Here is a 25,794-nt window from a genome sequence, read left to right on the forward strand (position 1 = left end):
CCTCAAGCGCGCTTGAGGTCAAGCACGCGCCTGCCACCCAGGGCCAGCGATACGGCGGTCAGCGCGCTGTTGAAGGACACCTCCGACAGGACACCGGGCGCGGCGACCTGGTCGCCGGCCAGGTACACGCCGTCGCCACGGTCCACGGCGGGCCGGTCACGCCAGGTAGTACCGGGCAGGTCGACGGCGCCCGTACGGCCGCCCGCGATCGCCTCGCGCCGCCAGGTGACGCGGTCGCGCCAGCCGTCGAACCCGAGATCGAGCAGCTGCTCGGCGCGGGCCATGCCGTCGGCGCGGGACTCGTGCGGGGCGATCGGGATCTGGCCCTGGATGAGCTGCTCGCCGGCCGGGGCGAGGGTGCGGTCCTGCGCCGTGAAGCGTTCGAGCCAGCCGGGCGCGTCCAGGTCGGAGACGATGAAGGCGTCGCCGCGCCGGGTGCGTACGGCCAGGTCGATCAGGGCCGTACGACCGCTCGGCCAGGTCAGCGAGTCGTCGCCGAGGAGACGGCGGGCGGCGTCGAGGGAGGTGGCGACGATGACGGGCGTGTCGGTGGGGAGGGTGTCGACGCGGGACAGGGTCTCGATGCGGACGCCGAGGTTCCAGGCGCGGGCGGCCATCCGGTCGACGACGCTTGCCCAGCCCCCGCGCGGATAGTGCGCCTCCGGCGGCAACTTGGTGGACCGGCGCAGCCGTTCCTGCACGAACGCGGCGGACAGGATGCCGGGGTCGTGGTGGAAGAGGGCCACGGCGGAGTAGTGCGCGGCGGCCCGTGCGCCCTCCTCGCCCGCCTGTTCGGTGGCCCAGGTCAGGAAGTCGATGTCGACAGGGGCCTGTCGGGCGGCGCGGCGCAGCAGCTTGAGCATGGCGAAGGGCGGGGTGCGGCGCAGGACGCCCTGGTGGCGCAGCCGCAGCCGGGCGGCCTCCAGGGGCGGGACGGGGGCGAGGGGGCCGATCAGGTCGCGCTGCGTCAGCCAGGTCCAGTGCGGGCCGCCGTTGTACAGGGCGTGCGGGCCCTCGTTCGTCCGGTACGGGCCGTCGGCGGTGCGCGCCCGGCCGCCGAGGGTGTGGTGGGCTTCGTGGACGGTGACCTTGGCGCCCGCTTCGGCTGCGGCGATGGCGGCGGTGAGGCCGGCGAAGCCGCCGCCGATGACGGTGAGGTGGGGCATGGGGTCGGTCTCCTTTGGCTCGGGTTCGTGGCTCGGGTTCGTGGCTCGGGTTCGTGGCTCGGGTTCGCCTGGGTTGCGGTTTCTGGGAGTACGACTCCGTGCGGGCCCCGAATGTGACATCGAGTGCCGGATCCGGGTCCTCGACGATTGAGATATCGGCGTCTTCGCAGGTCAGGGCGATTGTCAGTGGTGCCGTGCAGCATGGGGGCATGGCGAGGCGAGCGGCGGGCGGTGTGAGGGCGGCACGGCGACCGGAGGTGCGGCTGCCGGAGTTGGCGGAGTACGGAGGGGGTGGTCTGGAGCCGGACGGGGACTACGACGGGCTGGAGTTCCGGGATGCGGAGCTGGCGGGACAGGACGGCGGCGGCGCCCGCTTCATGGACTGCGCGTTGACGGGGTGCGCGCTGGACGAGACGCGGCTGCACCGGGCGCGCTTGTTGGACTCGGTCCTCACCGCCCCGCGCGGAGTGGGCACGAACCTGTCCGAGGCGACCCTGCGCGACGTCGAACTGCGCGACGCCCGCCTGGGCGGTACGCAACTGCACGGTGCCGCACTGGAACGCGTCCTGATCCGGGGCGGCAAGCTCGACTACCTGAACCTTCGGGGGGCTCGGCTGAAGGACGTGGTCTTCGACGGATGCGTGCTGGTGGAACCGGACTTCGGGGGCGCGTCGCTGGAGCGCGTCGAGTTCACGGACTGCGCGCTGAAGGGGGCGGACTTCAGCGGGGCGACTCTGGCGGACGTGGACCTGCGGGGCGCGGCTCCCCTGGAGATCACGCGCGGGGTCGACCGGCTGTCGGGGGCGGTGATCAGCACGGGGCAGTTGGTGGAGCTGGCGCCGGTGTTGGCAGGGGCGTTGGGGATCAGGGTGGAAGGGGGGTGACCGTGACTGCTTGAGCGAGGGCGACTGCTTGTGCGAGGGCGACTGCTTGTGCGAGGGCGACTGCTTGTGCGAGGGCGACTGCTTGTGCGAGGGCGACTGCTTGAGCGAGGGCGACTGCTTGAGCGCCCGTAACCGCCCCACCGCGTCACGGCACTCGCGGGAACCGCGCCTGAAGCGACCAGATCGCCGGATTCTCCGCCAGGTCCTCGTGCAGGTCGCACAGGTCGGCGATCAGATCGTGCAGGAAGTCCCGGGCCTCGCGGCGGAGCTCGGTGTGGGAGAACGTGAGCGGGGGCTCCTCGGCCGGCTGCCAGTCGGACTCGATGTCGACCCAGCCGAAGCGGCGCTCGAAGAGCAGGCGGTCGGTGGACTCGGTGAAGTCCAGCTCCGCGTGCTGGGGGCGGGCGGCGCGGGAGCCCGCCGGGTCGCGGTCCAGCCGCTCGACGATGTCGCACAGCGCCCACGCCAAGTCGAGCACCGGCACCCATCCCCAGGCTGTGGACAGCTCCCGGTCCTTCTCGGTGTCGGCGAGATAGACGTCACCGCAGAACAGGTCGTGCCGCAGGGCGTGCACGTCAGCGCGGCGGTAGTCGGTCTGGGGCGGGTCCGGGAAGCGGTTGGAGAGGGCGTAGCCGATGTCGAGCACGTACGCGATGGTGTCATGCCCCTCGTAGGATCACTGACGTGTCCCGTTTCGCACCGGTTGTCCCCGCCGCGGCCCTGCTCGCGCTTGCCCTGACCGCATGCTCGAGCAGCGGCGTCGACGGCACGCCGGGCGGATCCGGGGTACGCGACCCGTACTTCCCGAAGGCCGGCAACGGCGGCTATGACGCCACCCACTACGACCTGACCCTGTCCTACACCCCCGGCGCCCGCCCCCTCACCGCCCGCGCGACGATCACCGCTCGCGCCACCCAGGACCTGTCCGCCTTCAACCTCGACCTCCAGGGACTCGACGTCGAGAAGGTCACCGTCGACGGCACCACCGCCCGCTTCAACCGCGCAGGCCAGGAGCTGACCGTCCGCCCCCGTGACGACCTCGCCGAGGGCCGCACCTTCCGCGTGACGGTCCGCTACTCCGGCACCCCGGCCACCATCACCGACCCCGACGGCTCGGAGGAGGGCTGGTTGCCCACCGACGACGGCGCGCTGACCCTGGGCCAGCCGGTCGGTTCGATGGCGTGGTACCCCGGCAACCACCACCCCTCCGACAAGGCGACGTACGACATCAAGGTCACCGTGCCGCGGGGCCTGCGGGCCGTGTCGAACGGGGAGTTGCGCACCGAGAGCACCACCGGCGGCCGTACCACCACCTCCTGGCACACCGCCCAACCCATGGCGAGCTACCTCGCCACCCTCGCCATCGGCCGCTACGAGATCAGCCGCACGGCGACCCCGGACCGCCTGCCCGTGTACACCGCCGTCGACCCGACCGAGGCCGACGCCAGTCGCAGGGTCCTGGCCCGGCTCCCCGAGGTCATCGACTGGGCGGAGGGCCTCTTCGGCCCGTATCCCTTCACCACCGCGGGCGCGATCGTCGAGCGCCCGGGCGACTTCGGCTACGCCCTGGAGACCCAGACCCGCCCTGTCTTCCCCGGCGCCCCCAATATGGACCTCCTCGTCCACGAACTGGCCCACCAGTGGTACGGCAACTCCGTCACCCCCGAGTCCTGGCAGGACATGTGGCTCAACGAGTCCTTCGCGACGTACGCGGAGTGGCTGTGGGCGGAGGACCACGGCGGCGACACCGCCCAGCAGATCTTCGACGAGCTCTACGCCGGCACCCACTACCCCCTGCCCGAGGACAACAGGGCCGTCTGGTCCTTCCCTCCCGGTGATCCTCCCGACGCCGCCCGCATCTCCGGTCCTCCCGTCTACGACCGCGGCGCGATGGTCCTGCACAGGATCCGTCAGATCCTCGCCGACGACACCGCCTTCCGCGCCCTGCTGCGCGGCTGGGCCGGCACCCACCGGCACGGCAACGCGAGCACCGAGGACTTCACTACGTACGTCGAACGGCGAGCGCCGGACAAGGACTTCGACGGCGTCTGGGAGGACTGGCTGTACGGGGAGGGGAAGCCGGAGCGGCCCCGATGACGGCGAGGCGCGCGCCCCGTCGCACGCGCCGGGCCCCTCGATGCGGCGTCCGCGTCGAGGGGCCCGGCGTCAGGCTGCTGGAGTGGGCGTCGCTCAGACGTTCACACCGAAGTCCTGGGCGATGCCGACCAGGCCGGAGGCGTAGCCCTGGCCGACGGCGCGGAACTTCCACTCGGCGCCGTTGCGGTAGAGCTCGCCGAAGACCATGGCGGTCTCGGTGGCGGCGTCCTCCGACAGGTCGTAGCGGGCGATCTCGGTGCCGCCGGCCTGGTTGACGATGCGGATGTAGGCGTTGCGGACCTGGCCGAAGTTCTGCGAGCGGGACTCGGCGTCGTAGATCGAGACCGGGAAGACGATCTTGTCGATGTCGGCCGGGAGACCGGCCAGGTTGACGTTGATCGCCTCGTCGTCGCCCGCGCCCTCGCCGGTGCGGTTGTCACCGGTGTGGACGATCGTCTGGTCCGGCGTCTGCTTGTTGTTGAAGAACACGAAGTGCTGGTCCGTGTAGACCTTGCCCTGCGCGTTGACCGCGATCGCGGACGCGTCGAGGTCGAAGTCGGTGCCGGTGGTGGTGCGGACGTCCCAGCCGAGGCCCACGGTGACGGCGGTCAGGCCCGGAGCCTCCTTGGTGAGCGAGACGTTGCCACCCTTGGACAGGCTTACAGCCATGGTCGGGAGTTCCTTCCCTCGATGCGTGCGCTATGCGTGTGTGGTTGCTGAACCTACAGCTACCCCAATGAACGTCGAGGGTGGTGCCACGGGTTCCCCGCGCTTTACTTTCTTTACCCGGTTGCCGTGTCCGGCGATATTCGGATGACTCCCACGGCGTCCAGGCGGGAACATGTCAGCCATGGCCGGTCCTCACGTCATCCGTGGCTCCGTCTCGCTTCCCGAGGCCGAGCTCCAGTGGCGTTTCTCGCGTTCCTCCGGCCCGGGCGGCCAGCACGTCAACACCAGCGACACCAGCGTGGAGCTGCGGTTCGACCTCGCCGCCACCGAGGCCCTGCCCGAGGTGTGGAAGCGGCGCGCCCTGGAGCGGCTGGCGGGCCGGCTCGTCGACGGGGTCGTCACCGTACGTTCCTCCGAGCACCGGTCCCAGTGGCGCAACCGCGAGGCCGCCGCCGTACGCCTGGCCGCGCTCCTCGCCGAGGCCACCGCACCCCCGCCCAAGCCCCGCAGGCCGACCCGCATCCCGCGCGGTATCAACGAACGCCGGCTGCGGGAGAAGAAGCAGCGCTCCGAGACCAAGCGTGGGCGGACCGGTCGCGACTGGCAGTGACGGACGACCGGCGGCTCCCGCCGCTGCCACGCGTCACATGTGCCGCGCCCCGTCCGTCATAGTCCTGACGGCATCCACGACGAGGCTGGTGACGGGGCACATGAGTGAGCACGACTTCCTTGCCGAGCGCTTCGAGGCGCACCGCACGCACCTGCGCGCCGTCGCCTACCGCATGCTCGGTTCCCTGGCCGAGGCCGACGACGCCGTGCAGGAGGCCTGGTTCCGGCTGAGCCGCAGCGACACGCGGGAGGTCGACAACCTCGGCGGGTGGCTCACCACCGTCGTCGGGCGGGTCTGCCTCGACCTGCTTCGCTCCCGCAAGTCCCGTGCCGAGGAGTCGCTGGACCAGTCCCTGGACGCCGGCGCCACCGTCCCCGCCGCCACCGACCCCGAGCGCGACGCCCTCCTCGCCGACTCCGTCGGCGTCGCCCTGCTCGTCGTACTGGACACACTCACGCCCGCCGAACGGCTCGCCTTCGTGCTGCACGACATGTTCGCCGTGCCGTACGAGGAGGTCGCAGGCGTCGTCGGGCGGACGCCGACGGCGGCGCGGCAGCTGGCCAGCCGGGCGCGGCGGCGGGTGCGGGGCGCCCCGGCGCCGGACGCGGATCTCGCGCGGCAGCGGGAGGTCGTCGACGCCTTCCTGGCCGCCGCGCGGGCCGGTGACTTCGACGGGCTCCTTCAGGTGCTCGATCCGGATGTGGTCGCCCGCACGGAGGTCGGCGTGACCACCGGTGCGGCCGCGGTCGCCTCCGGCGCCACCCGCTTCGCGCACCTCGCGCGCGCCTCCCGGCTCGCTCTGGTCGACGGGGTGCCGGGCCTGGCGATGCTGTCCGACGACGGCCGGCGGCTGGTGCGGGTGCTGCGATTCACCTTCGTACAGGAGCGAATCGCCGTCATCGAGATCGTCACCGACGCGGCACGCCTGTCCCGGCTCGACGTCACCCTGCTCTGAGGAGCCTCACCCCAGGTGACGGTAGCGGCCCTTGAAGTACAACAAGGGGCCCCCGTCCGCACTCGGCAGCCGAGCCGTCAGTACCCGCCCGATCACCAGCGTGTGGTCCCCGGCCGTCACCCGCTGCTCGGTCCGGCACTCCAGGGTGGCCAGCGCGCCGCCCACCAGCGGCGCGCCGCTCGCCTCGCCGCGGACGTAGGGGATGTCCTCGAAGAGCAGCCGGTCGCTGATGCGGCCCTTCATGGCGAACCGGCCGGCGATGTGCCGCTGGCTCTCGGCGAGGACGGATACCGCCCACAGGGGCTGTTCGGCGAGCAGGTCGTCCATGCGGGCGCCCTCGCGCAGGCTGACCAGGACCAGGGGCGGGTCGAGGGAGACGGACATGAACGCCGTCGCCGTCATGCCGACGTCCTCGCCGCTCGGCGCCTGCGGGTCGTCGGGGTCGAGTGCCGGCTCGCGCGCGGTCACCAGAACCACCCCTGCGGCCAGCCGGGACATCGCGGCACGGAACTCGTCGTTGGTCACCCCCACAGCATGCCCAAGGGGCGATGCCGGGGACGGCTGGGCGGGCACGGTGACGGGCGGTGCGGATGCGTGTGTGTGTTGCACATACGAAACGCTAATCTCCGTGCGTGCGCGCCGCATCGGACCTCGGCCCGAAGGCGGTCCTAGGACCTGCGACGGACACTTGATGGGCATCCGCACAAATTTTGCGTTCGGTAAACGCACGGGAAAAACGCAGAAACTCCACTCAATTGTTCAGGTTTAGCTGTGACTTGAGTCACAAGGGGCATTAATTGTTGACCCTGTGTACCGAGTGGGCAGCGCGCTGTGATTCAGTGGCGGGAAGCTGTAGAAGCTGTAAGAGCACCACTGAGGCAAAGGGCGCCGAAGACAACCCTTGATTCGCTGCGAGGTCTCGGGGGGAGGGCGAGCATGGAGACCGAGTCGGAGCCGTATGTCCGCCTTGCGTCCCTGCGACAGCTGCACCAGGTCATGGCCGACATGAACACGGCCCGCAGCCTGGCGGACACATTGCAGACGGTCGCGGACGGGGTCGTCAGCGCCCTCGGCTACGAGCTGGCGTGCGTCAACCTCGTACGCCCCGACGGCGACCTGGTCGTCGCCGCCTTCTCCGGCAACCCCGCCGCCGAGGCGCTGATCACCGGCCGGGTCGGCTCCCGCGATTCCTGGGAGCGGCGGCTGAGCATGGGCGAGCAGTGGGGCGACCTCGTCTTCATACCGCACACCGAGGGCTGGGTCCTCGACGACGACGACGTCCCGCAGTGGTACACCGAGGGGCCCGCGCCGCGCTTCGAGGGCGAGTGGCACCCCTCCGACCGCCTCTTCGCCCCCATGTACGCGCCCGGTGCCCAGGGCGGCCCCGCCTCCGGCGAGCTGATCGGCGTCCTGTCCGTGGACCGGCCGCGCAACGGCCGGCGGCCGGGCGCGTGGGGCCGCGAGGCGCTCCAGATGTACGCGTTTCAGGCGGCCATCGCCATCAGCAACGCGCGTCTACGCGCGAATATGCAGCGCGCCCTGGTCCGGCTGGAACGCGAGCAGCAGGCCCTCAGGGCGAGCGAGGAGAGCTTCCGGCAGGCGTTCGAGTACGCCCCCTCCGGTATGGCCATCGCCGAGATGGGCGGCGACCAGCACGGCCGCATACTCCGCACCAACGACGCCCTGTGCCGCCTGCTCGGCCGCCCTGCCTCCGCGATGCGCCGCTACTCCTTCTCCGACCTGGTCCACCCCGAGGACATAGGCACGCTCCTGCGCACCTCCGCCGAGGGCGGCCGGGCCGAGCTGCGCCTCGGGCGCCGGGACGGCAGCTACGTGTGGGTGTCGCTGCGCAACTCCGTTGTCGCCGACGCCGCCGACGGCCCCCGCTTCCTGCTCACCCACGTCGAGGACATCGAGGAACGCAAGCGCCGCGAGCTCCAGCTCGCCCACCGCGCCTCCCACGACTCCCTCACCGGTCTGCCGAACTCCGCCGAGCTGCGCTCCCGCCTGGCCGCCCGGCTCTGCCAGCGCCCCCAGACCGGCTACCCCGGCGCCTTCGAATCCCAGGACACGGCCTTCGGCCACCCCGTCTACGACGCCGGCGGGCACGGCTTCGACTTCGTGCCGGGCGGCACGGACACGTACGACGTCTACGACCACCATGTGCACACGGTCGCCCCCGAGGGTGATCGTGACGACGGCACCAAGGGGCTCGCGGTGCTCTTCTGCGACCTCGACGGCTTCAAGTCGATCAACGACCGGTTCGGGCACAACGCGGGCGACACCGTGCTCATCGAGGTCGCCCGGCGGCTCAGCAACGGCGTCCGGGACGGCGACACGGTCGCCCGGCTCGGCGGCGACGAGTTCGTGATCCTCGCCGACGGGCTCGGCCGGGCCGACGCCCAGGATCTCGCCGTACGGCTGCGCAACGAGATCATCCAGCCGATCCGGGCCGAGGGGCGGGCCGTACGGGTCGGGGCCAGCTTCGGCATCGGCTGGGCGCACTGCGGGATGACGGCGGACGAGGTGTTGAAATCCGCCGACGAGCGGATGTACGTCGAGAAACGGTCTCGTCCCAAACAGCATCGGCGTGCGGGATGAACCCGGGTCTGCGGGATGATGCGATCCTGGTCACCCGTTTGGGTCATGGCGAACGGGTAGGCTCGCCATTCTCACCACACGTACCGCATCCGTTCCGCACCTGTTGAGGAGTACCTAGGGATGACGCCCGGCAACAACGGCGCGAGCACGCCCGAGGACGACGACCCGTTCGGCTATCTGTACGCCGACGGTCAGGCCAACGGCGCCCAGCCCCCGTCCGGCGGCTACGGCTACCCGAACTCGGTCAGCAGGGTGCGTACGGTCGGCGACCGGCCGTACGGCCAGCAGGCGTACGGCCAGCCGAACGTGCCGCAGCAGCAGGGCACGTACGGCCGGCCGAACGCGCACTACGCCGCACCCGAGACGTTCCCGGGCAGCGCGCCGACCACCCAGCAGCCGATGCCCGGTCACGGGTCCGGCGGCGGCCGGGGCCGCGGGCCCAACACCAAGGGCCTGCTGATCGGCGCGATCGCGGTGGTCGCCGCGGTCGTCATCGGCATCAGCGTGGCCATGCTGGGCGGCGACGACGACAAGAACGCGGGCGGCGACCAGCCCGCCACCACCCCGACCGCCGAGCAGAGCGCGGAGTCGACGCCGTCGGGGGAGAGCAGCGCGGAGAGCGAGGCCGAGCTGCCGACGATCGACGCCAAGGCCCTCCAGCTCGCGCCCGGCATGACGACCGCCTCCGACATCCCGGGCGCCCAGGCGGACGGCGGCGTCTACGTGACCGGCTTCAACGCCGTCGGCGCCTCGGCCACCTGGACCGTCAACGGCATCCCCGAGTCCGGCAAGTACACCCTGTACGTCGGCTACGGCGTGCCCGGCAAGGACGCCAACGCCACCCTCACGGTCAACGGCACCGCCTCGACCACGCCGGTCAACATGAAGAACTACGCGAAAGCCGCCGAGGGCGACTACGCCAAGGGCTGGACGCGCACCTACAACTACGTCGAGCTCAACAAGGGCACCAACACCATCAAGGTCTCCTGCGAGCAGGGCAACCAGTGCGACGCCAACCTCGACCAGATGTGGCTGGTCAAGGGCTGGGTCGAGTAGGGCGGCCGGGCTTCAGGCCGCGGTGACCTCCCCGGTCACCGCGACCCGCCCCAGCAGCTCCTCGTAGGTCCCCCGGTCGAACTCGCCCGCGACCGGGGCGTGCACCGTGGCCGTCGCCAGTGCGACCGCGCGGGTCAGGCGCTCCGGCCACGGGCGGCGCTCCACCAGCGCGGCCAGCAGGCCCGCCGTCGCGGAGTCACCTGCGCCCGTCGGGTTGCCGTGCACACGACCCGGCGGGGTGGCGCGCCAGGTGCCGTCCGGTGTGGCCGCCAGCAGGCCCTGAGGGCCCAGGGAGGCGACGACCGCGTGGGCACCCCGGCGACGGGCGGCGTGCGTGGCGCGCAACGGCTCGTGGGAGCCGGTGAGTTCGGCCAGCTCGTCGGCGTTGGGCTTGACGATGTCGGGGCGGGCGGCGACCCCGCGGCGCAGCGGCTCGCCGCTGGTGTCCAGCAGCACGGGCACACCGGCCGCGCGGGTGGTACGTATCAGGCCCGCGTACGCACCGACCGGCACGCCCGGTGGCAGGCTGCCGCACAGGGCGACCGCCGACGCCGACGCGAGCAGATCCTCGTAGGCCTCCTGGAAGGCGGACCACTCGGGCGGTGCGATCGCCGGGCCGGGCTCGTTGAGCTGGGTCGTGTCGCCGGTGCGCTCGTCGACCACGGCTATCGTGCGCCGGGTCGCGCCGCCGATCGGGACCAGCGCGTCGACCACGCCCGGCGTGGCCGTGAGCCGGTCCTGGACGGTCCGCCCGGTGGCGCCGCCGACGAACCCGGTGACCGTCACCTCGTGGCCGAGCGCGGCCAGCACACGGGCCACGTTGACGCCCTTGCCGCCGGGGCGTTCGGTCACGTCGGACACCCGGTGGGTGGCGTGGGGGCGCAGCGACCGTACGCGATACGTGATGTCGAGAGCGGTGTTCAGCGTGACCGTGAGGATCACCTGGGTCGACCTCCCCCGAGGGTTCGTTCTCGATTTCCGGAGGGTCGATCATGCCAAAGAGACGGCGGACCGCCCAGTCCCCGGGTCGGCCACCGTCTCCCTACTGGCGGCGAAATCAGGGCAGTTGGGGATCGACCACCCATTCGCCCTTGCGCATCACGCCCTTGAGGTCGAAGTTCGCGTCCAGCACGACGAGGTCGGCGTCCTTGCCGGGCTCCAGGGAGCCGATGCGGTCGGCCATGCCGAGCAGCCGCGCCGGGTTGGCGGACAGGGCCTTGACGACGTCCTCGACCGGGAGCCGGTCGACGGTCACCGCCCGCTTGAAGGCGCGGTCCTGGGTGAGCGTGGAGCCCGCGATCGAGCCGCCCTCCACCAGCCGGGCCACGCCCTCGCTGACCTCGACCTCCAGCGGGCCCAGCATGTAGCGGCCGTCGCCGAAACCGGCCGCGTCCATCGCGTCCGTGATGAACGCGACCCGCTCCGGGCCCGCGTGACGGAACGCCAGTTCCAGGGCGGCCGGATGCAGATGCGTACCGTCGTTGATCAGCTCGACCGTGACGCGCTCGTCCTGAAGGAGGGCGGCGATCGGGCCGGGGGCGCGGTGGCCGAGCGTGGGCATCGCGTTGAAGAGATGCGTGGCGACCGTCGCGCCCGCGTCGATCGCCTCGACCGTCTGCTCGTAGGTGGCGTCCGTGTGGCCCACCGCCGCGATCACGCCGTGCTCCACCAGCAGCCGCACCGACTCGATGCCGCCGGGGAGTTCGGTGGCCAGCGTCAGCATCCGGGCGTGGCCGCGTGCCGCGTCGATCAGCTTGCGCACCTGCGCCGGTTCCGGGTCGCGCAGCAGCTCCTCGGAGTGGGCGCCCTTGCGGCACGGCGAGATGAACGGGCCCTCGAAGTGGATGCCGGCGATCTCGCCCTGCTCGGCCAGCTCGGCGAGCAGGCCGGCGCGGTGGGTGAGGAAGTCCATGTCGCCGGTGACCGTGGAGGCGACGAGGGTGGTGGTGCCGTGGAGGCGGTGGGTGTGGATGCCGGCGAGTACGTCGTCCGCGGTGCCGGAGGTGAAGCTGGCGCCTCCTCCGCCGTGGTTGTGGATGTCCACGAAGCCGGGGACTACGTAGTGGCCGGTGAGGTCGATCACCTGGGCGTTTTCCGGAGCCTTGGCGGCGATGCGGGTGCCCTCGATGGCCACTCGGCCCCCGTCCACGACTCCCGTGGGGAGGGCTACGCGGGCACCTGTGAGGACCGTGACGTCGTGTGGCGTCTGCGGGCCGGTGGGGGTTGTTCGCGCCCCGCGGCGGAGCCGCATGTGAGCGCTGTCCCGCGCCCCTGGGTCGGCGGCCATCAGGTTGTTACCTCCGTACTGTCGGTCATGTCGACGAGATCCCAGGCCAGGAGGCCGGCGCCCAGGCAGCCGGCCGTGTCCCCCAGGGCCGCCGGGACGATGGACGGCAGCTTCTGGAAGGTGACGCGCTCGCGCACCGCGTCCCGCAGTGGTGTGAACAAGGTTTCTCCTGCCTCGGCCAACCCGCCACCGATGACCAGCGTGCGCGGGTCCAGCAGGGTGAGGGCGGTGACCAGGCCGTCGGCCAGGGCGTCGACGGCCTGCTGCCAGATCCGTGCGGCCCGAGGGTCGTCGGACTCGACCGCCTTCGCGCAGTCCGCCGCGTCGGCCGCGGCGTCGCCGGTCGCCGCGGCCCACGCCTCGCTGACCGCCGACGCCGACGCGAACCGCTCCAGGCAGCCCCGCTGGCCGCAGGGACAGGGGGTTCCTCCGGGGCGTACGACGACATGGCCGATCTCGCCCGCGAAGCCGTGCGCGCCCGACTCCACCCGGCCGTCGATGCCGATCGCGCCCGCTATGCCGGTGCCCAGCGCCACGAACAGGAAGCGGTCCGTGCCCCGGCCCGCGCCGATCCGGCCCTCGGCGAGGCCGCCGGTGCGCACGTCGTGGCCGAGGGCGACCGGGATGCCGTCGAGCCGCTCGGTGAGCAGCGTGCGCAGGGGTACGTCACGCCAGCCGAGGTTGGCCGCGTAGGCGGCGATGCCGTGCCGCTCGTCGACGATGCCGGGGACGGCGACTCCGGCGGCGCTCGCGGGGGCGCCGAGGTGCTGCTCGCCGTAGGCGCGGAGCTCGGCGGCGAAGTCGAGGATGCCGTCGACCACCGCCTCGGGCCCGCGCTCGCGGCCGGTCGCGCGGCGCGCCCGGTGCAGCAGGGCGCCGTCCGCCCCGACCAGGGCGGCCTTCATCCCGGTGCCGCCCACATCGAGGGCGATGACGTGTTTCACGGGAGACAGTGTGGCCCGAGGACCCGGAAGAGGTCTAGTCCACTTGCGTGGTGTAGACCTTAATCCGGAATTCGGACTGACATGAACAGGGTGGGACAGCGTGCAGCGGCGGCGCAGGACAGGAATGATCGCGGTGATGTCCGCACTGGGCATGACGGCGGTCCTCGGCGGCTGCGGCCTCACCGGAGGCTCCGACGACGTCACGCTCAGACTGGTCGCCGCGGACTACGGCGACAGCGCGGCGAACAGCTCCAAGAAGTACTGGGCGAAGCTGGTCGACGCCTACGAGGCCGACCACCCCGGCGTCCAGGTCGAGGTCAGCGTGTACTCCTGGAGCGACGTCGACCGTGAGGTCAAGGAGATGGTCGACGCCGGGAAGGCGCCCGACATGGCGCAGATCGGGGCGTACGCCGACTACGCGGCCGACGATCTGCTCTACTCCGCCGACGACCTGCTCTCCATACCCGTCCAGGCCGGCTTCTCCTCCGCGCTCGCGGGGGCGGGGCAGGTCAACGGGGTGCAGTACGGCATGCCGTTCGCCGCCTCCACCCGGCTGCTCTTCTACAACAAGAAGCTCTTCGACGAGGCCGGCGTCACCCCGCCGACCACCTGGGACCAGCTGGCCGACGCCGCCGAGGCGCTGAAGGCGGAGGGCGTGAAGTACCCGTACGCGCTGCCGCTCGGCTCGGAGGAGGCGCAGGCCGAGACCATGCAGTGGCTGCTCAGCGGGGGCGGCGGCTACACCGACGCGGTCGGCACGTACACCATCGACTCCGCGGAGAACGTCGAGACGTTCACCTGGCTGCGCGACGAGCTGGTCGGCGAGAAGCTCACCGGGCCGGTCGCGCCCGGCAGGCTCGACCGGGCCGACGCCTTCGCCGCGTTCGCCAAGGGCGAGGTCGGCATGCTGAACGGGCACCCGTCCCTGATGAAGATGGCCGAGAAGCAGGGCGTGGACTTCGGCATGGTGCCGATGCCCGGCGTGGACGGCGAGTCCAAGGCCACCATGGGCGTCGCCGACTGGATGCTCGCCTTCAAGCAGAACGGCCACAAGGAACAGGTCGGCGACTTCCTCGACTTCGTCTACAGCGAGGAGAACGTGCTCGACTTCTCCCGCGAGTACGACCTGCTGCCGGTCACCAACTCCGCCTCCGAGGTGATGAGCGCGGCGGCGGAGGACCGGGACCTCAAGCCCTTCCTGGACGAGCTCACGCTGTCCGAGCTCTACCCGGTCGGCAAGACGTCCTGGGCGTCGGTCAGCGCGGAGGTCAAGAAGCGGATCGGCTCCGCCGTGGAACCGGGCGGCAGCCCGGCGGCCATCCTGAACCAGCTGCAGTCGACGGCCACGACGGCGGAGAGCTCGGCGGCCGGGTAGGGGCCGGTGTCAGTGGCGGCGGCTACCGTGCACGGCATGGACCAGGAGCAGCTCGCCCGACGGGAACAGGACATCCTCGCCCTGGAGCGCCGTGGCCTCTCGGGCCCCGGCGCCAAGGAGCGCGCGATACGCGAGGAGCTGGGCCTGGCCCCGGTCCGCTACTACCAGCTGCTCAACGCCCTGCTCGACGACCCGCGGGCGCTGGCGCACGACCCGGTGACGGTGAACCGGCTGCGGCGGATACGGGAGCGGCGACGGGCGGAACGGTAGGGCCTGGCATTCCCGGTGGATAGGGTCGCCGTATGGGCAGCCACGAGACCGAAACCGGCAAGACTCTCCCGACGCCCGCCACCTCCGCCGGGCGGGCCGGGCTCGACGCGATTCTCGCGCGGCCCGGCAAGGCGGTGATCGCGCTCGACTTCGACGGGACCCTCGCCCCGATCGTGCCCGACCCCGAGCAGGCCCGCGCCCACCCGGACGCCGTACCGGCGCTCGCCGCCCTCGCCCCGAAGGTGGCCGCCGTCGCGGTGATCACCGGCCGCCCGGCCGACGTCGCCGTACGCCACGGCGGCTTCGCGGGCGTCGGCGGCCTGGAGCACCTCGTCGTCCTCGGTCACTACGGCGCCGAACGCTGGGACGCCGTCAGCGGCGAGGTCAGCGCCCCCGCCCCGCACCCCGGCGTGGCGGCCGTGCGCGAGGAACTGCCGGGACTGCTCGACCGCGTCGGCGCCGGGCCGGGCGCGTGGATCGAGGACAAGAGCCGTGCGATCGCCGTCCACACCCGCCGTGCCGGCGACCCGCAGGCCGCGTTCGAGGCCCTCCGCGAACCCCTCTCCGACCTCGCCGGCCGCCACGGCCTGATCGTCGAGCCCGGCCGCATGGTCCTGGAACTGCGCCCGCCGGGCATGGACAAGGGCATGGCCCTCCTGGAATACGTCCGGGAACTCGGCGCCGAATCCGTCCTCTACGCCGGCGACGACCTCGGCGACCTGCCCGCCTACGCGGCCGTCGACAGGCTCCGCGCCGACGGCACCCCGGGCCTGCTGGTGTGCAGCGGCAGCGACGAGGTGACCGAGCTGCGCAACCGCGCGGACGTGGTGGTCGACGGCCCGGAGGCGGTCGTGGGACTGCTCGCGGGACTCGCGGCTCAGCTGGCGGGCTGATCGCGCAGGGCGTTCAGCTGGTCCAGGAACCACCGGGCCGGGGGGAGCGCGGTGGCGGACGCTGCCAGGCGCTTGGTGCGCTCGGCGCGTTCCCCGGCCCGCATCGACAGTGCCTCATGCAGGGCGTCGGCCGTGCCCCCGATGTCGTACGGGTTCACCCCGATGGCGTCCTCGCCCAGCTCCTCGTACGCGCCCGCCTCCCGGGACAGCACCAGCGCGCAGCCCTCGTCGGACACGACCGGCACCTCCTTGGCGACCAGGTTCATGCCGTCCCGGATCGGGTTCACCAACGCCACGTCCGCGAGCCGGTAGGCGGCCAGGGAGCGGGCGAAGTCGTCCTTCACATGCAGCACCACCGGCGTCCAGCCCGGTGTCCCGTACCGCTCGTTGATCTCCTCGGCCACCCGCCGCACCTCGGCCGTGTAGTCGCGGTACACGGCGAGGTCCTGCCGCGAGGGGTAGGCGAAGGCGACGTGCACGACCCGCTCGCGCCACTCGGGGCGGTCGTCGAGGAGCTGCCGGTAGGCCAGCAGCCCGCGCACGATGTTCTTCGACAGCTCGGTCCGGTCGACGCGGACGATCGCCTTGCGCCCCTCGCCGATCTCCGCCCGCAGCGCGGCCATCCGCTCCTCGACGTCGGCCTCGTGCGAGCGCTTGCGCAGGAAGTCGGCGTCGGCACCGAGCCCGTGCACCCCGACCCGCGTGTCCCCGAGCCCGCCGGCGAACGCCTCGCAGCACGCCGTGAAGGCATTCGCCCACCGATGGGTGAGGAACCCGAGCCGGTCCGCGCCCAGCATGCCCCTCAGCACCTGCCCGGCGACCTCGTCCGGCAGCATCCGGAAGTACTCCGGCGGCGCCCACGGCGTGTGCGAGAAGTGGCCGATCCGCACGTCCGCCCGCAGCTCACGGAGCATCCCCGGCACCAGCGTCAGGTGGTAGTCCTGCACCAGCACCGCCGCCCCCTCGGCGGCCTCGGCCGCCAGCGCCTCGGCGAACGCCCGGTTGTACGCCTCGTACGAGGCCCACTGCCGCCGGAACTCCGCGTCGAACACCGGCTCCAGCGGCGTCTGGTACAGCATGTGGTGCACGAACCACAGCACCGAGTTGGCGACCCCGTTGTACGCGTCCGCGTGCACGTCGGCCGGAATGTCCAGCATCCGCACACCGGACTCACCGACCCCGCGCCGCACCGCCTCGCGGTCACCGTCACCGAGCGCCGAGCACACCCACAGCGCACCGGCGTCCGGACCGATCGCGGACAGGCCGGAGACGAGCCCGCCGCCACCGCGTTTGGCGTGCAGCGAGCCGTCGTCGCGCACCTCGTACGACACCGGGCCACGGTTGGAGGCCACCAGTACCTGCGCAGGACCGTACGTCGAAGCCATACGCCTCAACCTAGCCCTCCGTGGATCCGCTCAAACGTACGGTTCGAGCCCGGCGCGCGGCTGTATACAACGGTCAGGCCACCTTCCGGGCCGCGTACTCCGCGATCTCCACCATCGGCGGCCGCTCCTCCGTGTCCACGGAGTACGTCCTTGGCTCGAACCCGTCCTCCACCCGCTCGAACTGGGTGAGAGACGGCCGGACCATATGGCCCCGGGCCAGCCGCAGCTGAGCCGTGCGGTAGATCGCCGCCGCCATCCGGCCGAGCGCCTGCCCGTCCTGATGCCGGTGCTTGCGCACCCCGACGTCCACCTGGGCGAGGGCGTTGAGGCCGACCAGATGCAGGGAATCCACCAGCATGCCCAGCTCCACCCCGTACCCGACCGGGAACGGCAGCTGCTCCAGCAGCGAGCGCCGGGCCGCGTACTCCCCGCCGAGCGGCTGGACGAAACCGGCCAGCTGCGGCCAGTGCAGGTTCAGCAGCGGGCGGGCCATCAGCTCGGTCACCCGGCCGCCCTGCCCGGCAGCGCCACCCAGGGGACGGTCGTACATCCCCTTGACGAGGTCGACCTCCGGGTCGGTGAGCAGGGGGCCGACGATGCCCGTGACGAAGTCCGAGGAGAACTCCTTCAGGTCCGCGTCGATGAAGCAGATGATGTCGCCGCGCGTGACGAGCAGTGAGCGCCACAGCACCTCGCCCTTGCCGGGCACGGCCGGGATCCGCGGGAGTATCTCGTCGCGGTGCACCACCCGGGCGCCCGCCGCGGCGGCCACCTCGGAGGTGCGGTCGGTGGACCCGGAGTCGACCACGACGATCTCGTCGACCAGCGGGACCTGCTCCACGAGGTCGCGCCGGATCACGGCGACGATGTCGCCGACGGTCTGCTCCTCGTTGAGCGCGGGCAGCACGACACTGATCGACTGGCCCGTGCCGCGCTTCGCGGCCAGGATCTTGTGGAGCGGGCGATCGGCCAGCGACCAGGAGCGGGTGCTCAGCCAGCGCTCGACTTCTTCCAGCACGGTCGGCGGCTCCTTAGCGTTCTCTCGGCGAGCGGGACGTGGTCTGTGATCCATCTCGCGGTTCGGACGACTATCTCAACTGTCCTGGCCTTCGGTTACAGTCTTGAACAACGCTGATGACCATCGCATGTCGGGGGTCGTTCGCGCCCACAACCGCATAACAACCACATACAGCTCATCCAGAGGGGCAGAGGGATACGGCCCGTTGAAGCCCCGGCAACCCTCCAGTCGGTTCTCGTAGATCGTTTCCGATCGTTCCGCGAGGCTCCCGGCTAGGGAAGGTGCCAATTCCGTCTCACGGCGAGATGCGTCGTGAGGAAGATGAGGAGAAAGGGCCTCGCCTCACATGGCTGTGCAGACTGTCGCAAGCAGCACCAGCAATCCCACCGTCGACCTCGGTCCCGCCGCGGCGCTCTCCTGCCGCGAATGCGGCCACCGCGTCCCGCTCGGCCCGGTCTTCGCGTGCGAGGAGTGTTTCGGCCCGCTGGAGATCGCGTACGACTTCTCCGCGTACGACGCCGAGGAGCTCCGTCGGCGCATCGAGGCGGGCCCGTCGAACATCTGGCGTTACGCGCCCCTGCTGCCCGTCCCCGCCGACGTGGCCGACAAGCCGAACCTGAACCCCGGTTGGACCAAGCTGGTCCAGGCCGACAACCTCGCCCGTGAACTCGGCGTCGAGCCCGGCAAGCTGTTCGCCAAGGACGACTCCGGCAACCCGACCCACTCCTTCAAGGACCGCGTGGTCGCCCAGGCCCTGGAGGCCGCGCGCGCCTTCGGCTTCACCACGCTCTCCTGCTCCTCCACCGGCAACCTCGCGGGTGCCGTCGGCGCCGCCGCCGCCCGGGCGGGCTTCCGCTCCTGCGTGTTCATCCCGCACGACCTGGAGCAGGGCAAGGTCGTCATGGCCGCGGTCTACGGCGGCGAGCTCGTCGGCATCGAGGGCAACTACGACGACGTGAACCGCTTCTGCTCCGAGCTGATCGGCGACCCGGCCGGCGAGGGCTGGGGCTTCGTCAACGTCAACCTGCGGCCGTACTACGCGGAGGGGTCCAAGACCCTGGCGTACGAGATCTGCGAGCAGCTCGGCTGGCGGCTGCCCGACCAGATCGTGGTGCCGATCGCGTCCGGCTCCCAGCTGACGAAGATCGACAAGGGGTTGCAGGAGCTGATCAAGCTCGGGCTCGTGGAGGACAAGCCGTACAAGATCTTCGGGGCGCAGGCGGAGGGCTGCTCGCCGGTGTCGACCGCGTTCAAGGCGGGGCACGACGTGGTGCGGCCACAGAAGCCGAACACCATCGCCAAGTCGCTGGCCATCGGCAACCCGGCCGACGGTCCCTACGTCCTCGACATCGCGCGCCGCACGGGTGGCTTCGTGGAGGACGTGACGGACGAGCAGGTCGTGGACGCGATCAAGGTGCTGGCGCGGACCGAGGGGATCTTTGCGGAGACCGCGGGTGGGGTGACCGTCGGGGTTACGCGCAAGCTGGTCGAGGGCGGGGTGCTGGATCCGTCGCTGACGACCGTGGTGCTGAACACCGGGGATGGTCTGAAGACGCTGGACGCGGTGGCCGGTACGGGTCTGACGGCCACCATTCGCCCGAGCCTTGAGTCGTTCCGTGAGGCTGGGCTCGCGTAAGAGAGCTTTGTACTTCGTCTGCGGGCCGGTTGGGGCTGGTCGCGCCCACGCGGCGGTAGCCGCATATTCAGCACAGCCCCGCGCCCCTAGGTAAGTCACCTGACCGGAGGTCACAAGTTATGAGCGTTACCGTCCGCATCCCTACCATCCTGCGCACCTACACGGGTGGCCAGGCCGAGGTGTCCGCCGAGGGGACGACCCTCGCGGAGGTCATCGCCGACCTGGAGAAGAACCACACCGGTATCGGCGCCCGTGTCCTGGACGACCAGGGCAAGCTGCGGCGGTTTGTCAACGTGTACGTCAACGACGATGACGTCCGTTTCGAGCAGGGGCTGGAGACGGCCACCCCGGACGGTGCCGGTGTGTCGATCATTCCGGCGGTGGCCGGCGGCTGAACCGCCCGCGCGTTACCGTGAGTAACGCGAGTTACTCATTGTTCATCGAATTGCCCCCTCCGTGAGAGAAGCGGAGGGGGCAATTCAGTGTGGTTGAGCGCGGTAGAGTTGGGGAACGCGTTGCGGATCGACATGCCGGACGCATATGAGTTCCGGCTCCGATGCGATGAGAAGTAGCCAAAGTATGTGGCTCTTTTGCGTCTTTCATTCCTTTTATGGGGCCCGACTTGCCCTGAATTCGGGTGAATTCTCCATAAATTACCGACCGCCCGCGCCCAGATTTCTCGTCCGATTGACCTGTTGCAGACGGCAGTTGGACAGATACATTCAGCCGCGGTCGACGCGTTCCGGCGCACGCCCCCAACAAATGGGGGGTGAGGTCTGACCCGGATCCGCGAAGTGTGGATCTGTGCAAGGGCCAGTAATAGGGGAGTTAGGCATGGCTCAGGGCACCGTCAAGTGGTTCAACGCGGAGAAGGGGTACGGCTTCATCGCGGTCGACGGTGGTGCGGACGTCTTCGTCCACTACAGCGCGATCCAGATGGACGGCTACCGGACCCTCGAAGAGGGCCAGCGGGTCGAGTTCGAGATCTCGCAGGGCCAGAAGGGCCCGCAGGCCGACATGGTTCGCGTCACCGCTTAAGCGCGCGACCACCGTATGTGACGTTCTGTTCGAAGGGCCCGCACCTCTCCGGGGTGCGGGCCCTTCGGCGTGTACGCGACGAGGCCCTCGCCCGTCCCGCGTCGGATCCCGGGAGCCGCTTGCACTCGGCAGGGGCGAGTGCTAATCATTGGCGTTAGCACTCTGAAGGTGAGAGTGACAAAGATGGACCGGGTCGGTGAGGCCGCAGGCCGGGTGGGGCAAGGAACCACAGGCAGGCGAGCCGTCCGTCGCGGGCGCGGGCGCGGTCCGAAGTAATCACCCCCAGTCCTGGGAGGACCACTTCACATGGCCAAGATCATCGCGTTCGACGAGGAGGCGCGGCGGGGCCTCGAGCGCGGCATGAACCAGCTCGCGGACGCCGTCAAGGTGACCCTCGGCCCCAAGGGCCGCAACGTCGTCCTTGAGAAGAAGTGGGGCGCCCCCACGATCACCAACGACGGTGTCTCCATCGCCAAGGAGATCGAGCTGGAGGACCCGTACGAGAAGATCGGCGCCGAGCTGGTCAAGGAAGTCGCCAAGAAGACGGACGACGTCGCCGGTGACGGTACGACCACCGCGACCGTTCTCGCCCAGGCGCTCGTCCGCGAGGGCCTGCGCAACGTCGCCGCCGGCGCCAACCCGATGGCCCTGAAGCGCGGTATCGAGAAGGCCGTCGAGGCCGTCTCCGGTGCGCTGCTCGACCAGGCCAAGGAGGTCGAGACCAAGGAGCAGATCGCCTCCACGGCCTCCATCTCCGCCGCCGACACCCAGATCGGCGAGCTGATCGCCGAGGCCATGGACAAGGTCGGCAAGGAAGGCGTCATCACCGTCGAGGAGTCCCAGACCTTCGGTCTGGAGCTGGAGCTCACCGAGGGTATGCGCTTCGACAAGGGCTACATCTCGGCGTACTTCGCCACCGACATGGAGCGCATGGAGGCGGCCCTCGAGGACCCGTACATCCTCATCGCCAACTCCAAGATCTCCAACGTCAAGGACCTGCTCCCGCTCCTGGAGAAGGTCATGCAGTCGGGCAAGCCGCTGCTGATCATCGCCGAGGACGTCGAGGGCGAGGCCCTGTCGACACTGGTCGTCAACAAGATCCGCGGCACCTTCAAGTCCGTCGCCGTCAAGGCCCCGGGCTTCGGTGACCGCCGCAAGGCCATGCTCGGCGACATCGCCATCCTCACGGGCGGCGAGGTCATCTCCGAGGAGGTCGGCCTCAAGCTGGAGAACGCGACCCTGGACCTCCTGGGCCGCGCCCGCAAGGTCGTCATCACCAAGGACGAGACCACCATCGTCGACGGCGCCGGCTCCGCCGACCAGGTCGCGGGCCGCGTGAACCAGATCCGCGCCGAGATCGAGAACAGCGACTCGGACTACGACCGCGAGAAGCTCCAGGAGCGTCTGGCGAAGCTGGCCGGCGGCGTGGCCGTCATCAAGGCCGGTGCCGCCACCGAGGTCGAGCTCAAGGAGCGCAAGCACCGCATCGAGGACGCCGTTCGCAACGCGAAGGCGGCCGTCGAGGAGGGCATCGTCGCCGGTGGTGGCGTGGCCCTGCTCCAGGCCTCCCAGGTGTTCGAGAAGCTGGAGCTGGAGGGTGACGAGGCGACCGGCGCCCAGGCCGTGAAGCTCGCGCTCGAGGCTCCGCTGAAGCAGATCGCCGTCAACGCCGGCCTCGAGGGCGGCGTCGTGGTCGAGAAGGTTCGCGGCCTGACCCCGGGCCACGGCCTGAACGCCGCGACCGGCGAGTACGTCGACCTGGTCAAGGAAGGCATCATCGACCCGGCGAAGGTGACCCGCTCTGCCCTGCAGAACGCCGCCTCCATCGCCGCGCTCTTCCTCACCACCGAGGCCGTCATCGCCGACAAGCCGGAGAAGGCCGCGGCCCCGGCCGGCGGCGGCATGCCGGGCGGTGACATGGACTTCTGATCCTCCCGAGGATCGGATCCGTCCGTAAGTACCGAGGGCGGCACTCCCTGGAGACAGGGGGTGCCGCCCTCGGGCGTGTCCGGGATCACATCGGAGACGGGAGGGGGGCGGAATGCGGTGGCCGATGAAGCAGTTAATGCTGTGGAAGTATGCGCATGCATTAATTCGCAAGTGTGTGCCCACCGTTTGTCGGCCATTTCCGAGGAGCCCCCACGTGACCGTCACCGCGTCCTCCGACCTCTCCCGAGCAGCCCAGGTTCTGTCCCGGCCCTTCAACGTGGGCGGGCTCACCGTCCCGAACCGGATCGTGATGGCGCCGATGACCCGCCAGTTCTCCCCGGGTGGCATCCCGGGCGCGGACGTGGCGTCGTACTACTCCCGTCGCGCCGGCGCGGGCGTCGGTCTGATCGTCACCGAGGGCACCTACGTCGGCCACGAGTCGGCCGGGGAGAGCGACGCCATCCCGCGGTTCCACGGTGCGGAGCAGTTGGCCGGGTGGGCGAAGGTCGTCGAGGAGGTGCACGCGGCGGGCGGGAAGATCGTGCCGCAGCTGTGGCACATCGGCATGGTGCGCAAGCAGGGCGCCCCGCCCGTCGCCGAGGCCCCGGCGGTCGGCCCGTCCGGGCTGCGGCTGGACGGTACCGAGGGCACCGGCAAGGCGATGACCCAGCAGGACCTGGACGACGTCGTCGCCGCCTTCGCCGAGGCGGCCGCGGCGGCCGAGCGGATCGGCTTCGACGGGGTCGAGCTGCACGGCGCCCACGGCTACCTCATCGACCAGTTCCTGTGGGCCGGCACCAACCGCCGTACGGACGCCTACGGCGGTGACCCGGTGGCCCGTACCAAGTTCGCGGCGGAGATCGTGGCGGCGGTACGCGCGGCGGTCTCGCCGGAGTTCCCGGTCATCTTCCGCTACTCGCAGTGGAAGCAGGAGGCCTACGACGCGAGGCTCGCCGAGACCCCGGAGGAGCTGGAGGCGATCCTCGCCCCGCTCGCGGCGGCCGGTGTCGACGCCTTCCACGCCTCGACGCGTCGCTACTGGCTGCCGGAGTTCGAGGGCTCGGACCTCAACCTCGCGGGCTGGACCAAGAAGCTCACCGGCAAGGCCGCCATCACGGTCGGGTCCGTGGGTCTGGACGGGGAGTTCCTCAAGGCGTTCCAGGGCGAGGGTGCCGGTGTGGGCAGCATCGACAACCTGCTGGACCGGCTGGAGCGCGACGAGTTCGACCTGGTGGCCGTGGGGCGGGCGCTGCTGCAGGACCCGCAGTGGGCGGCGAAGGTGCTGGCGGGCCGGTTCGAGGAGCTGGCGCCGTACGACGTGGCGTCGCTGAGGTCGCTGAGCTGAGTCCCGGCGCGCGCGAGTGAAGAGGCGGTGTCCGGATCCGGGCACCGCCTCTTCGCATGCCGCTCGACCCGGCTTTCTTGAGTAAGTCAATCAACTGGCTTAAGGTTGCCTGAGTCAAGCACTTGCTCATGCGACGGAGGCCACCCATGTCCGACACCCCTGCCCGACCCGCCTCGGCAGGATCAGCCCCGCCGAGGTCGAACGCCGTGGTGGCGGTGCTGGCCTTCGCGGGGATCGTCGTATCCCTGATGCAGACCCTGGTCATCCCGATCGTCCCGGAGCTGCCCCGGCTGCTGAACGCCTCCTCGTCCAACACCGCCTGGGCCGTCACGGCCACGCTGCTCGCCGCCGCCGTCGCCACGCCCGTCATGGGCCGGCTCGGCGACATGTACGGCAAGCGCCGGATGCTGCTGGTCAGCGTGGTGATGCTGGTGGCGGGCTCGGTCACGGCCGCCCTCAGCGACTCGCTCACCCCGATGATCGTCGGCCGGGTACTCCAGGGCCTGGCGGCGGGCGTGATCCCGCTCGGCATCAGCATCATGCGCGACGAACTCCCCGCCGAGCGCCTCGGCTCCGCCACCGCCCTGATGAGCGCGTCCCTCGGCGTCGGCGGCGCCCTCGGCCTGCCCGCCGCCGCGCTGATCGCCGACAACTTCGACTGGCACGTCCTGTTCTGGACCTCGGCCGCTCTGGGCGTCGTAGCCGGTGTTCTGGTCCTCACCCTGGTGCCCGAGTCGCAGGTGCGCACCGGCGGCCGCTTCGACCTGGTCGGCGGCGTCGGCATGGCGGCCGGCCTGGTCTGCCTGCTGCTCGGCATCTCCAAGGGCGCCGACTGGGGCTGGACCAGCGGCACCACGCTCGGCCTGTTCGGCGTGGCCGTCGTGGTCCTGCTCGTCTGGGGCTGGTGGGAACTGCGCGTCGGGCAGCCGCTGGTGGACCTGCGCGCCACGGCCCGCCGCCAGGTCCTGGTCACCAACCTCGCCTCGGTGGCCGTCGGCTTCGCGATGTTCGCGATGTCCCTGGTGATCCCGCAGATGCTGCAACTGCCGTCGGAGACGGGCTACGGCCTCGGCCAGTCGATGCTCGCGGCGGGCCTGGTCATGGCCCCGTCCGGCCTGGTCATGATGGCCACGGCACCGGTGTCCGCGGCGGTCTCCAAGGCGAAGGGTCCCAAGGTCACCCTGATGATCGGCGCCCTGATCGTCGCGGCGGGCTACGCGCTGAACATCATGCTGATGGACCAGGTCTGGCACTTCGTCCTGGTCTCCTGCGTCATCGGCGCCGGCGTCGGCTTCACGTACGGCTCGATGCCCGCGCTCATCATGAGCGCCGTACCCGCGTCGGAGACGGCCGCGGCGAACAGCCTCAACACGCTGATGCGTTCCATCGGTACGTCGGTGGCGAGCGCGGTGGCGGGCGTGATCCTGGCCCAGCTGACGACGCGGTTCGGCGCTTTCTCGCTGCCCTCGCAGGACGGCTTCCGTACGGTCCTGGCGGTGGGCGCGGGCGCCGCGCTGCTCGCCTTCGTGGTGGCGTCGTTCCTGCCGCGCCAGAACGCCGCCGGTCAGGCGCCCGGGTCGGCACTCCCGGCGGAGCCCGAGCCGATCCCGGCATCCGCGAAGGCGTAGCGGCAGCC

24 protein-coding genes and 1 riboswitch are annotated in these 25,794 nt (G+C 70.9%); of the genes, 15 read left to right on the forward strand and 9 right to left on the reverse strand.

What is annotated here, in order from left to right; all coding sequences use genetic code 11:
* Positions 1-2 precede the first annotated feature (2 nt).
* Positions 3-1,166, reverse strand: coding sequence for an FAD-dependent oxidoreductase (locus I2W78_RS21555; RefSeq protein ID WP_196461906.1), 1,164 nt, complete (start codon positions 1,164-1,166; stop codon positions 3-5).
* A 209-nt stretch (positions 1,167-1,375) separates the two neighbouring features.
* Between I2W78_RS21555 and I2W78_RS21560 the strand changes: the two genes are divergently transcribed.
* Positions 1,376-2,050 (forward strand): pentapeptide repeat-containing protein, encoded by a 675-nt coding sequence (locus tag I2W78_RS21560; protein ID WP_196461907.1) that lies wholly within the window; start codon positions 1,376-1,378, stop codon positions 2,048-2,050.
* Between the two features lie 145 nt (positions 2,051-2,195).
* On the opposite strand, the gene I2W78_RS21565 is transcribed toward I2W78_RS21560, so the two are convergent.
* The gene (locus tag I2W78_RS21565; protein WP_196461908.1) at positions 2,196-2,696 is read right to left on the reverse strand and encodes a hypothetical protein; all 501 of its coding nucleotides are present in this window, start codon (positions 2,694-2,696) and stop codon (positions 2,196-2,198) included.
* A 38-nt stretch (positions 2,697-2,734) separates the two neighbouring features.
* Between I2W78_RS21565 and I2W78_RS21570 the strand changes: the two genes are divergently transcribed.
* Complete coding sequence (locus I2W78_RS21570; protein WP_196461909.1) at positions 2,735-4,147, forward strand: M1 family metallopeptidase; 1,413 nt, start codon at positions 2,735-2,737, stop codon at positions 4,145-4,147.
* A 93-nt stretch (positions 4,148-4,240) separates the two neighbouring features.
* Here the strand turns inward: I2W78_RS21570 and I2W78_RS21575 are convergent, their stop codons facing one another.
* Positions 4,241-4,816, reverse strand: a complete 576-nt coding sequence (locus I2W78_RS21575) for a TerD family protein (protein WP_196461910.1) — start codon at positions 4,814-4,816, stop codon at positions 4,241-4,243.
* Positions 4,817-4,988: 172 nt separating this feature from the next.
* On the opposite strand from I2W78_RS21575, the gene arfB reads away from it, so the two are divergent.
* On the forward strand, positions 4,989-5,426 hold the full coding sequence (gene arfB / locus I2W78_RS21580; RefSeq protein ID WP_196461911.1) for an alternative ribosome rescue aminoacyl-tRNA hydrolase ArfB: 438 nt from the start codon (positions 4,989-4,991) through the stop codon (positions 5,424-5,426).
* Positions 5,427-5,526: 100 nt separating this feature from the next.
* Positions 5,527-6,381 (forward strand): sigma-70 family RNA polymerase sigma factor, encoded by an 855-nt coding sequence (locus I2W78_RS21585; protein WP_196461912.1) that lies wholly within the window; start codon positions 5,527-5,529, stop codon positions 6,379-6,381.
* Between the two features lie 6 nt (positions 6,382-6,387).
* Here the strand turns inward: I2W78_RS21585 and I2W78_RS21590 are convergent, their stop codons facing one another.
* On the reverse strand, positions 6,388-7,026 hold the full coding sequence (locus I2W78_RS21590; protein ID WP_230885538.1) for a flavin reductase family protein: 639 nt from the start codon (positions 7,024-7,026) through the stop codon (positions 6,388-6,390).
* A gap of 291 nt (positions 7,027-7,317) precedes the next feature.
* Here I2W78_RS21590 and cdgB point away from each other — a divergent pair, with 291 nt between their 5' ends.
* A complete protein-coding gene (cdgB, locus tag I2W78_RS21595; protein ID WP_196461914.1) occupies positions 7,318-8,982 on the forward strand; it encodes a diguanylate cyclase CdgB in 1,665 nt (554 codons plus the stop codon).
* Positions 8,983-9,102: 120 nt separating this feature from the next.
* The gene (locus tag I2W78_RS21600) at positions 9,103-10,038 is read left to right on the forward strand and encodes a CBM35 domain-containing protein (RefSeq protein WP_196461915.1); all 936 of its coding nucleotides are present in this window, start codon (positions 9,103-9,105) and stop codon (positions 10,036-10,038) included.
* 12 nt (positions 10,039-10,050) lie between these two features.
* Here the strand turns inward: I2W78_RS21600 and I2W78_RS21605 are convergent, their stop codons facing one another.
* The 3 genes from I2W78_RS21605 to I2W78_RS21615 form a co-directional block, all read right to left on the reverse strand.
* Positions 10,051-10,980: a 1-phosphofructokinase family hexose kinase gene (locus I2W78_RS21605; RefSeq protein ID WP_196461916.1), complete on the reverse strand. Its 930-nt coding sequence runs from the start codon at positions 10,978-10,980 to the stop codon at positions 10,051-10,053.
* Between the two features lie 115 nt (positions 10,981-11,095).
* Complete coding sequence (gene nagA, locus I2W78_RS21610; RefSeq protein WP_196461917.1) at positions 11,096-12,325, reverse strand: N-acetylglucosamine-6-phosphate deacetylase; 1,230 nt, start codon at positions 12,323-12,325, stop codon at positions 11,096-11,098.
* Positions 12,325-13,269 (reverse strand): ROK family protein, encoded by a 945-nt coding sequence (locus I2W78_RS21615; protein WP_196461918.1) that lies wholly within the window; start codon positions 13,267-13,269, stop codon positions 12,325-12,327. The genes nagA and I2W78_RS21615 overlap by 1 nt, the downstream gene beginning before the upstream one ends.
* 136 nt (positions 13,270-13,405) lie before the next feature.
* Between I2W78_RS21615 and I2W78_RS21620 the strand changes: the two genes are divergently transcribed.
* Genes I2W78_RS21620 through otsB form a run of 3 tightly spaced genes read left to right on the forward strand, consistent with a single transcriptional unit; the run spans position 13,406 to position 15,807 of the window.
* Entirely contained in the window at positions 13,406-14,644 is a 1,239-nt protein-coding gene (locus I2W78_RS21620; RefSeq protein WP_196461919.1) for an ABC transporter substrate-binding protein, read from the forward strand.
* 36 nt (positions 14,645-14,680) lie between these two features.
* A complete protein-coding gene (locus tag I2W78_RS21625; RefSeq protein WP_196461920.1) occupies positions 14,681-14,914 on the forward strand; it encodes a DUF3263 domain-containing protein in 234 nt (77 codons plus the stop codon).
* Between the two features lie 32 nt (positions 14,915-14,946).
* On the forward strand, positions 14,947-15,807 hold the full coding sequence (gene otsB / locus I2W78_RS21630; RefSeq protein WP_196461921.1) for a trehalose-phosphatase: 861 nt from the start codon (positions 14,947-14,949) through the stop codon (positions 15,805-15,807).
* Here the strand turns inward: otsB and I2W78_RS21635 are convergent.
* Together I2W78_RS21635 and I2W78_RS21640 are read right to left on the reverse strand one after the other, a co-directional pair.
* On the reverse strand, positions 15,792-17,192 hold the full coding sequence (locus I2W78_RS21635) for an alpha,alpha-trehalose-phosphate synthase (UDP-forming) (protein ID WP_196461922.1): 1,401 nt from the start codon (positions 17,190-17,192) through the stop codon (positions 15,792-15,794). The two genes, otsB and I2W78_RS21635, sit on opposite strands and share 16 nt — an antisense overlap.
* Positions 17,193-17,265: 73 nt before the next feature.
* On the reverse strand, positions 17,266-18,210 hold the full coding sequence (locus I2W78_RS21640; protein ID WP_196461923.1) for a glucosyl-3-phosphoglycerate synthase: 945 nt from the start codon (positions 18,208-18,210) through the stop codon (positions 17,266-17,268).
* Between the two features lie 172 nt (positions 18,211-18,382).
* A riboswitch (SAM riboswitch) is annotated at positions 18,383-18,538 on the forward strand.
* Positions 18,539-18,556: 18 nt separating this feature from the next.
* Between I2W78_RS21640 and thrC the strand changes: the two genes are divergently transcribed.
* The 6 genes from thrC to I2W78_RS21670 all read left to right on the forward strand — a co-directional run bounded on the left by thrC (position 18,557) and on the right by I2W78_RS21670 (position 25,786).
* Positions 18,557-19,846 carry a threonine synthase gene (gene thrC / locus I2W78_RS21645; protein ID WP_196461924.1) on the forward strand — a complete coding sequence of 430 codons (1,290 nt, stop codon included), beginning with the start codon at positions 18,557-18,559 and terminating at the stop codon, positions 19,844-19,846.
* A gap of 119 nt (positions 19,847-19,965) precedes the next feature.
* Positions 19,966-20,241 carry a MoaD/ThiS family protein gene (locus I2W78_RS21650; RefSeq protein WP_196461925.1) on the forward strand — a complete coding sequence of 92 codons (276 nt, stop codon included), beginning with the start codon at positions 19,966-19,968 and terminating at the stop codon, positions 20,239-20,241.
* A gap of 439 nt (positions 20,242-20,680) precedes the next feature.
* Complete coding sequence (locus I2W78_RS21655; RefSeq protein WP_004986573.1) at positions 20,681-20,884, forward strand: cold-shock protein; 204 nt, start codon at positions 20,681-20,683, stop codon at positions 20,882-20,884.
* Positions 20,885-21,190: 306 nt separating this feature from the next.
* The gene (gene groL / locus I2W78_RS21660) at positions 21,191-22,813 is read left to right on the forward strand and encodes a chaperonin GroEL (protein ID WP_196461926.1); all 1,623 of its coding nucleotides are present in this window, start codon (positions 21,191-21,193) and stop codon (positions 22,811-22,813) included.
* A gap of 214 nt (positions 22,814-23,027) precedes the next feature.
* A complete protein-coding gene (locus I2W78_RS21665; RefSeq protein ID WP_196461927.1) occupies positions 23,028-24,158 on the forward strand; it encodes an NADH:flavin oxidoreductase in 1,131 nt (376 codons plus the stop codon).
* A 146-nt stretch (positions 24,159-24,304) separates the two neighbouring features.
* A complete protein-coding gene (locus I2W78_RS21670) occupies positions 24,305-25,786 on the forward strand; it encodes an MFS transporter (RefSeq protein ID WP_196461928.1) in 1,482 nt (493 codons plus the stop codon).
* The last annotated feature ends 8 nt before the right edge of the window (positions 25,787-25,794 follow it).

It is taken from the genome of Streptomyces spinoverrucosus, assembly GCF_015712165.1.
GTDB lineage: Bacteria > Actinomycetota > Actinomycetes > Streptomycetales > Streptomycetaceae > Streptomyces > Streptomyces spinoverrucosus_A.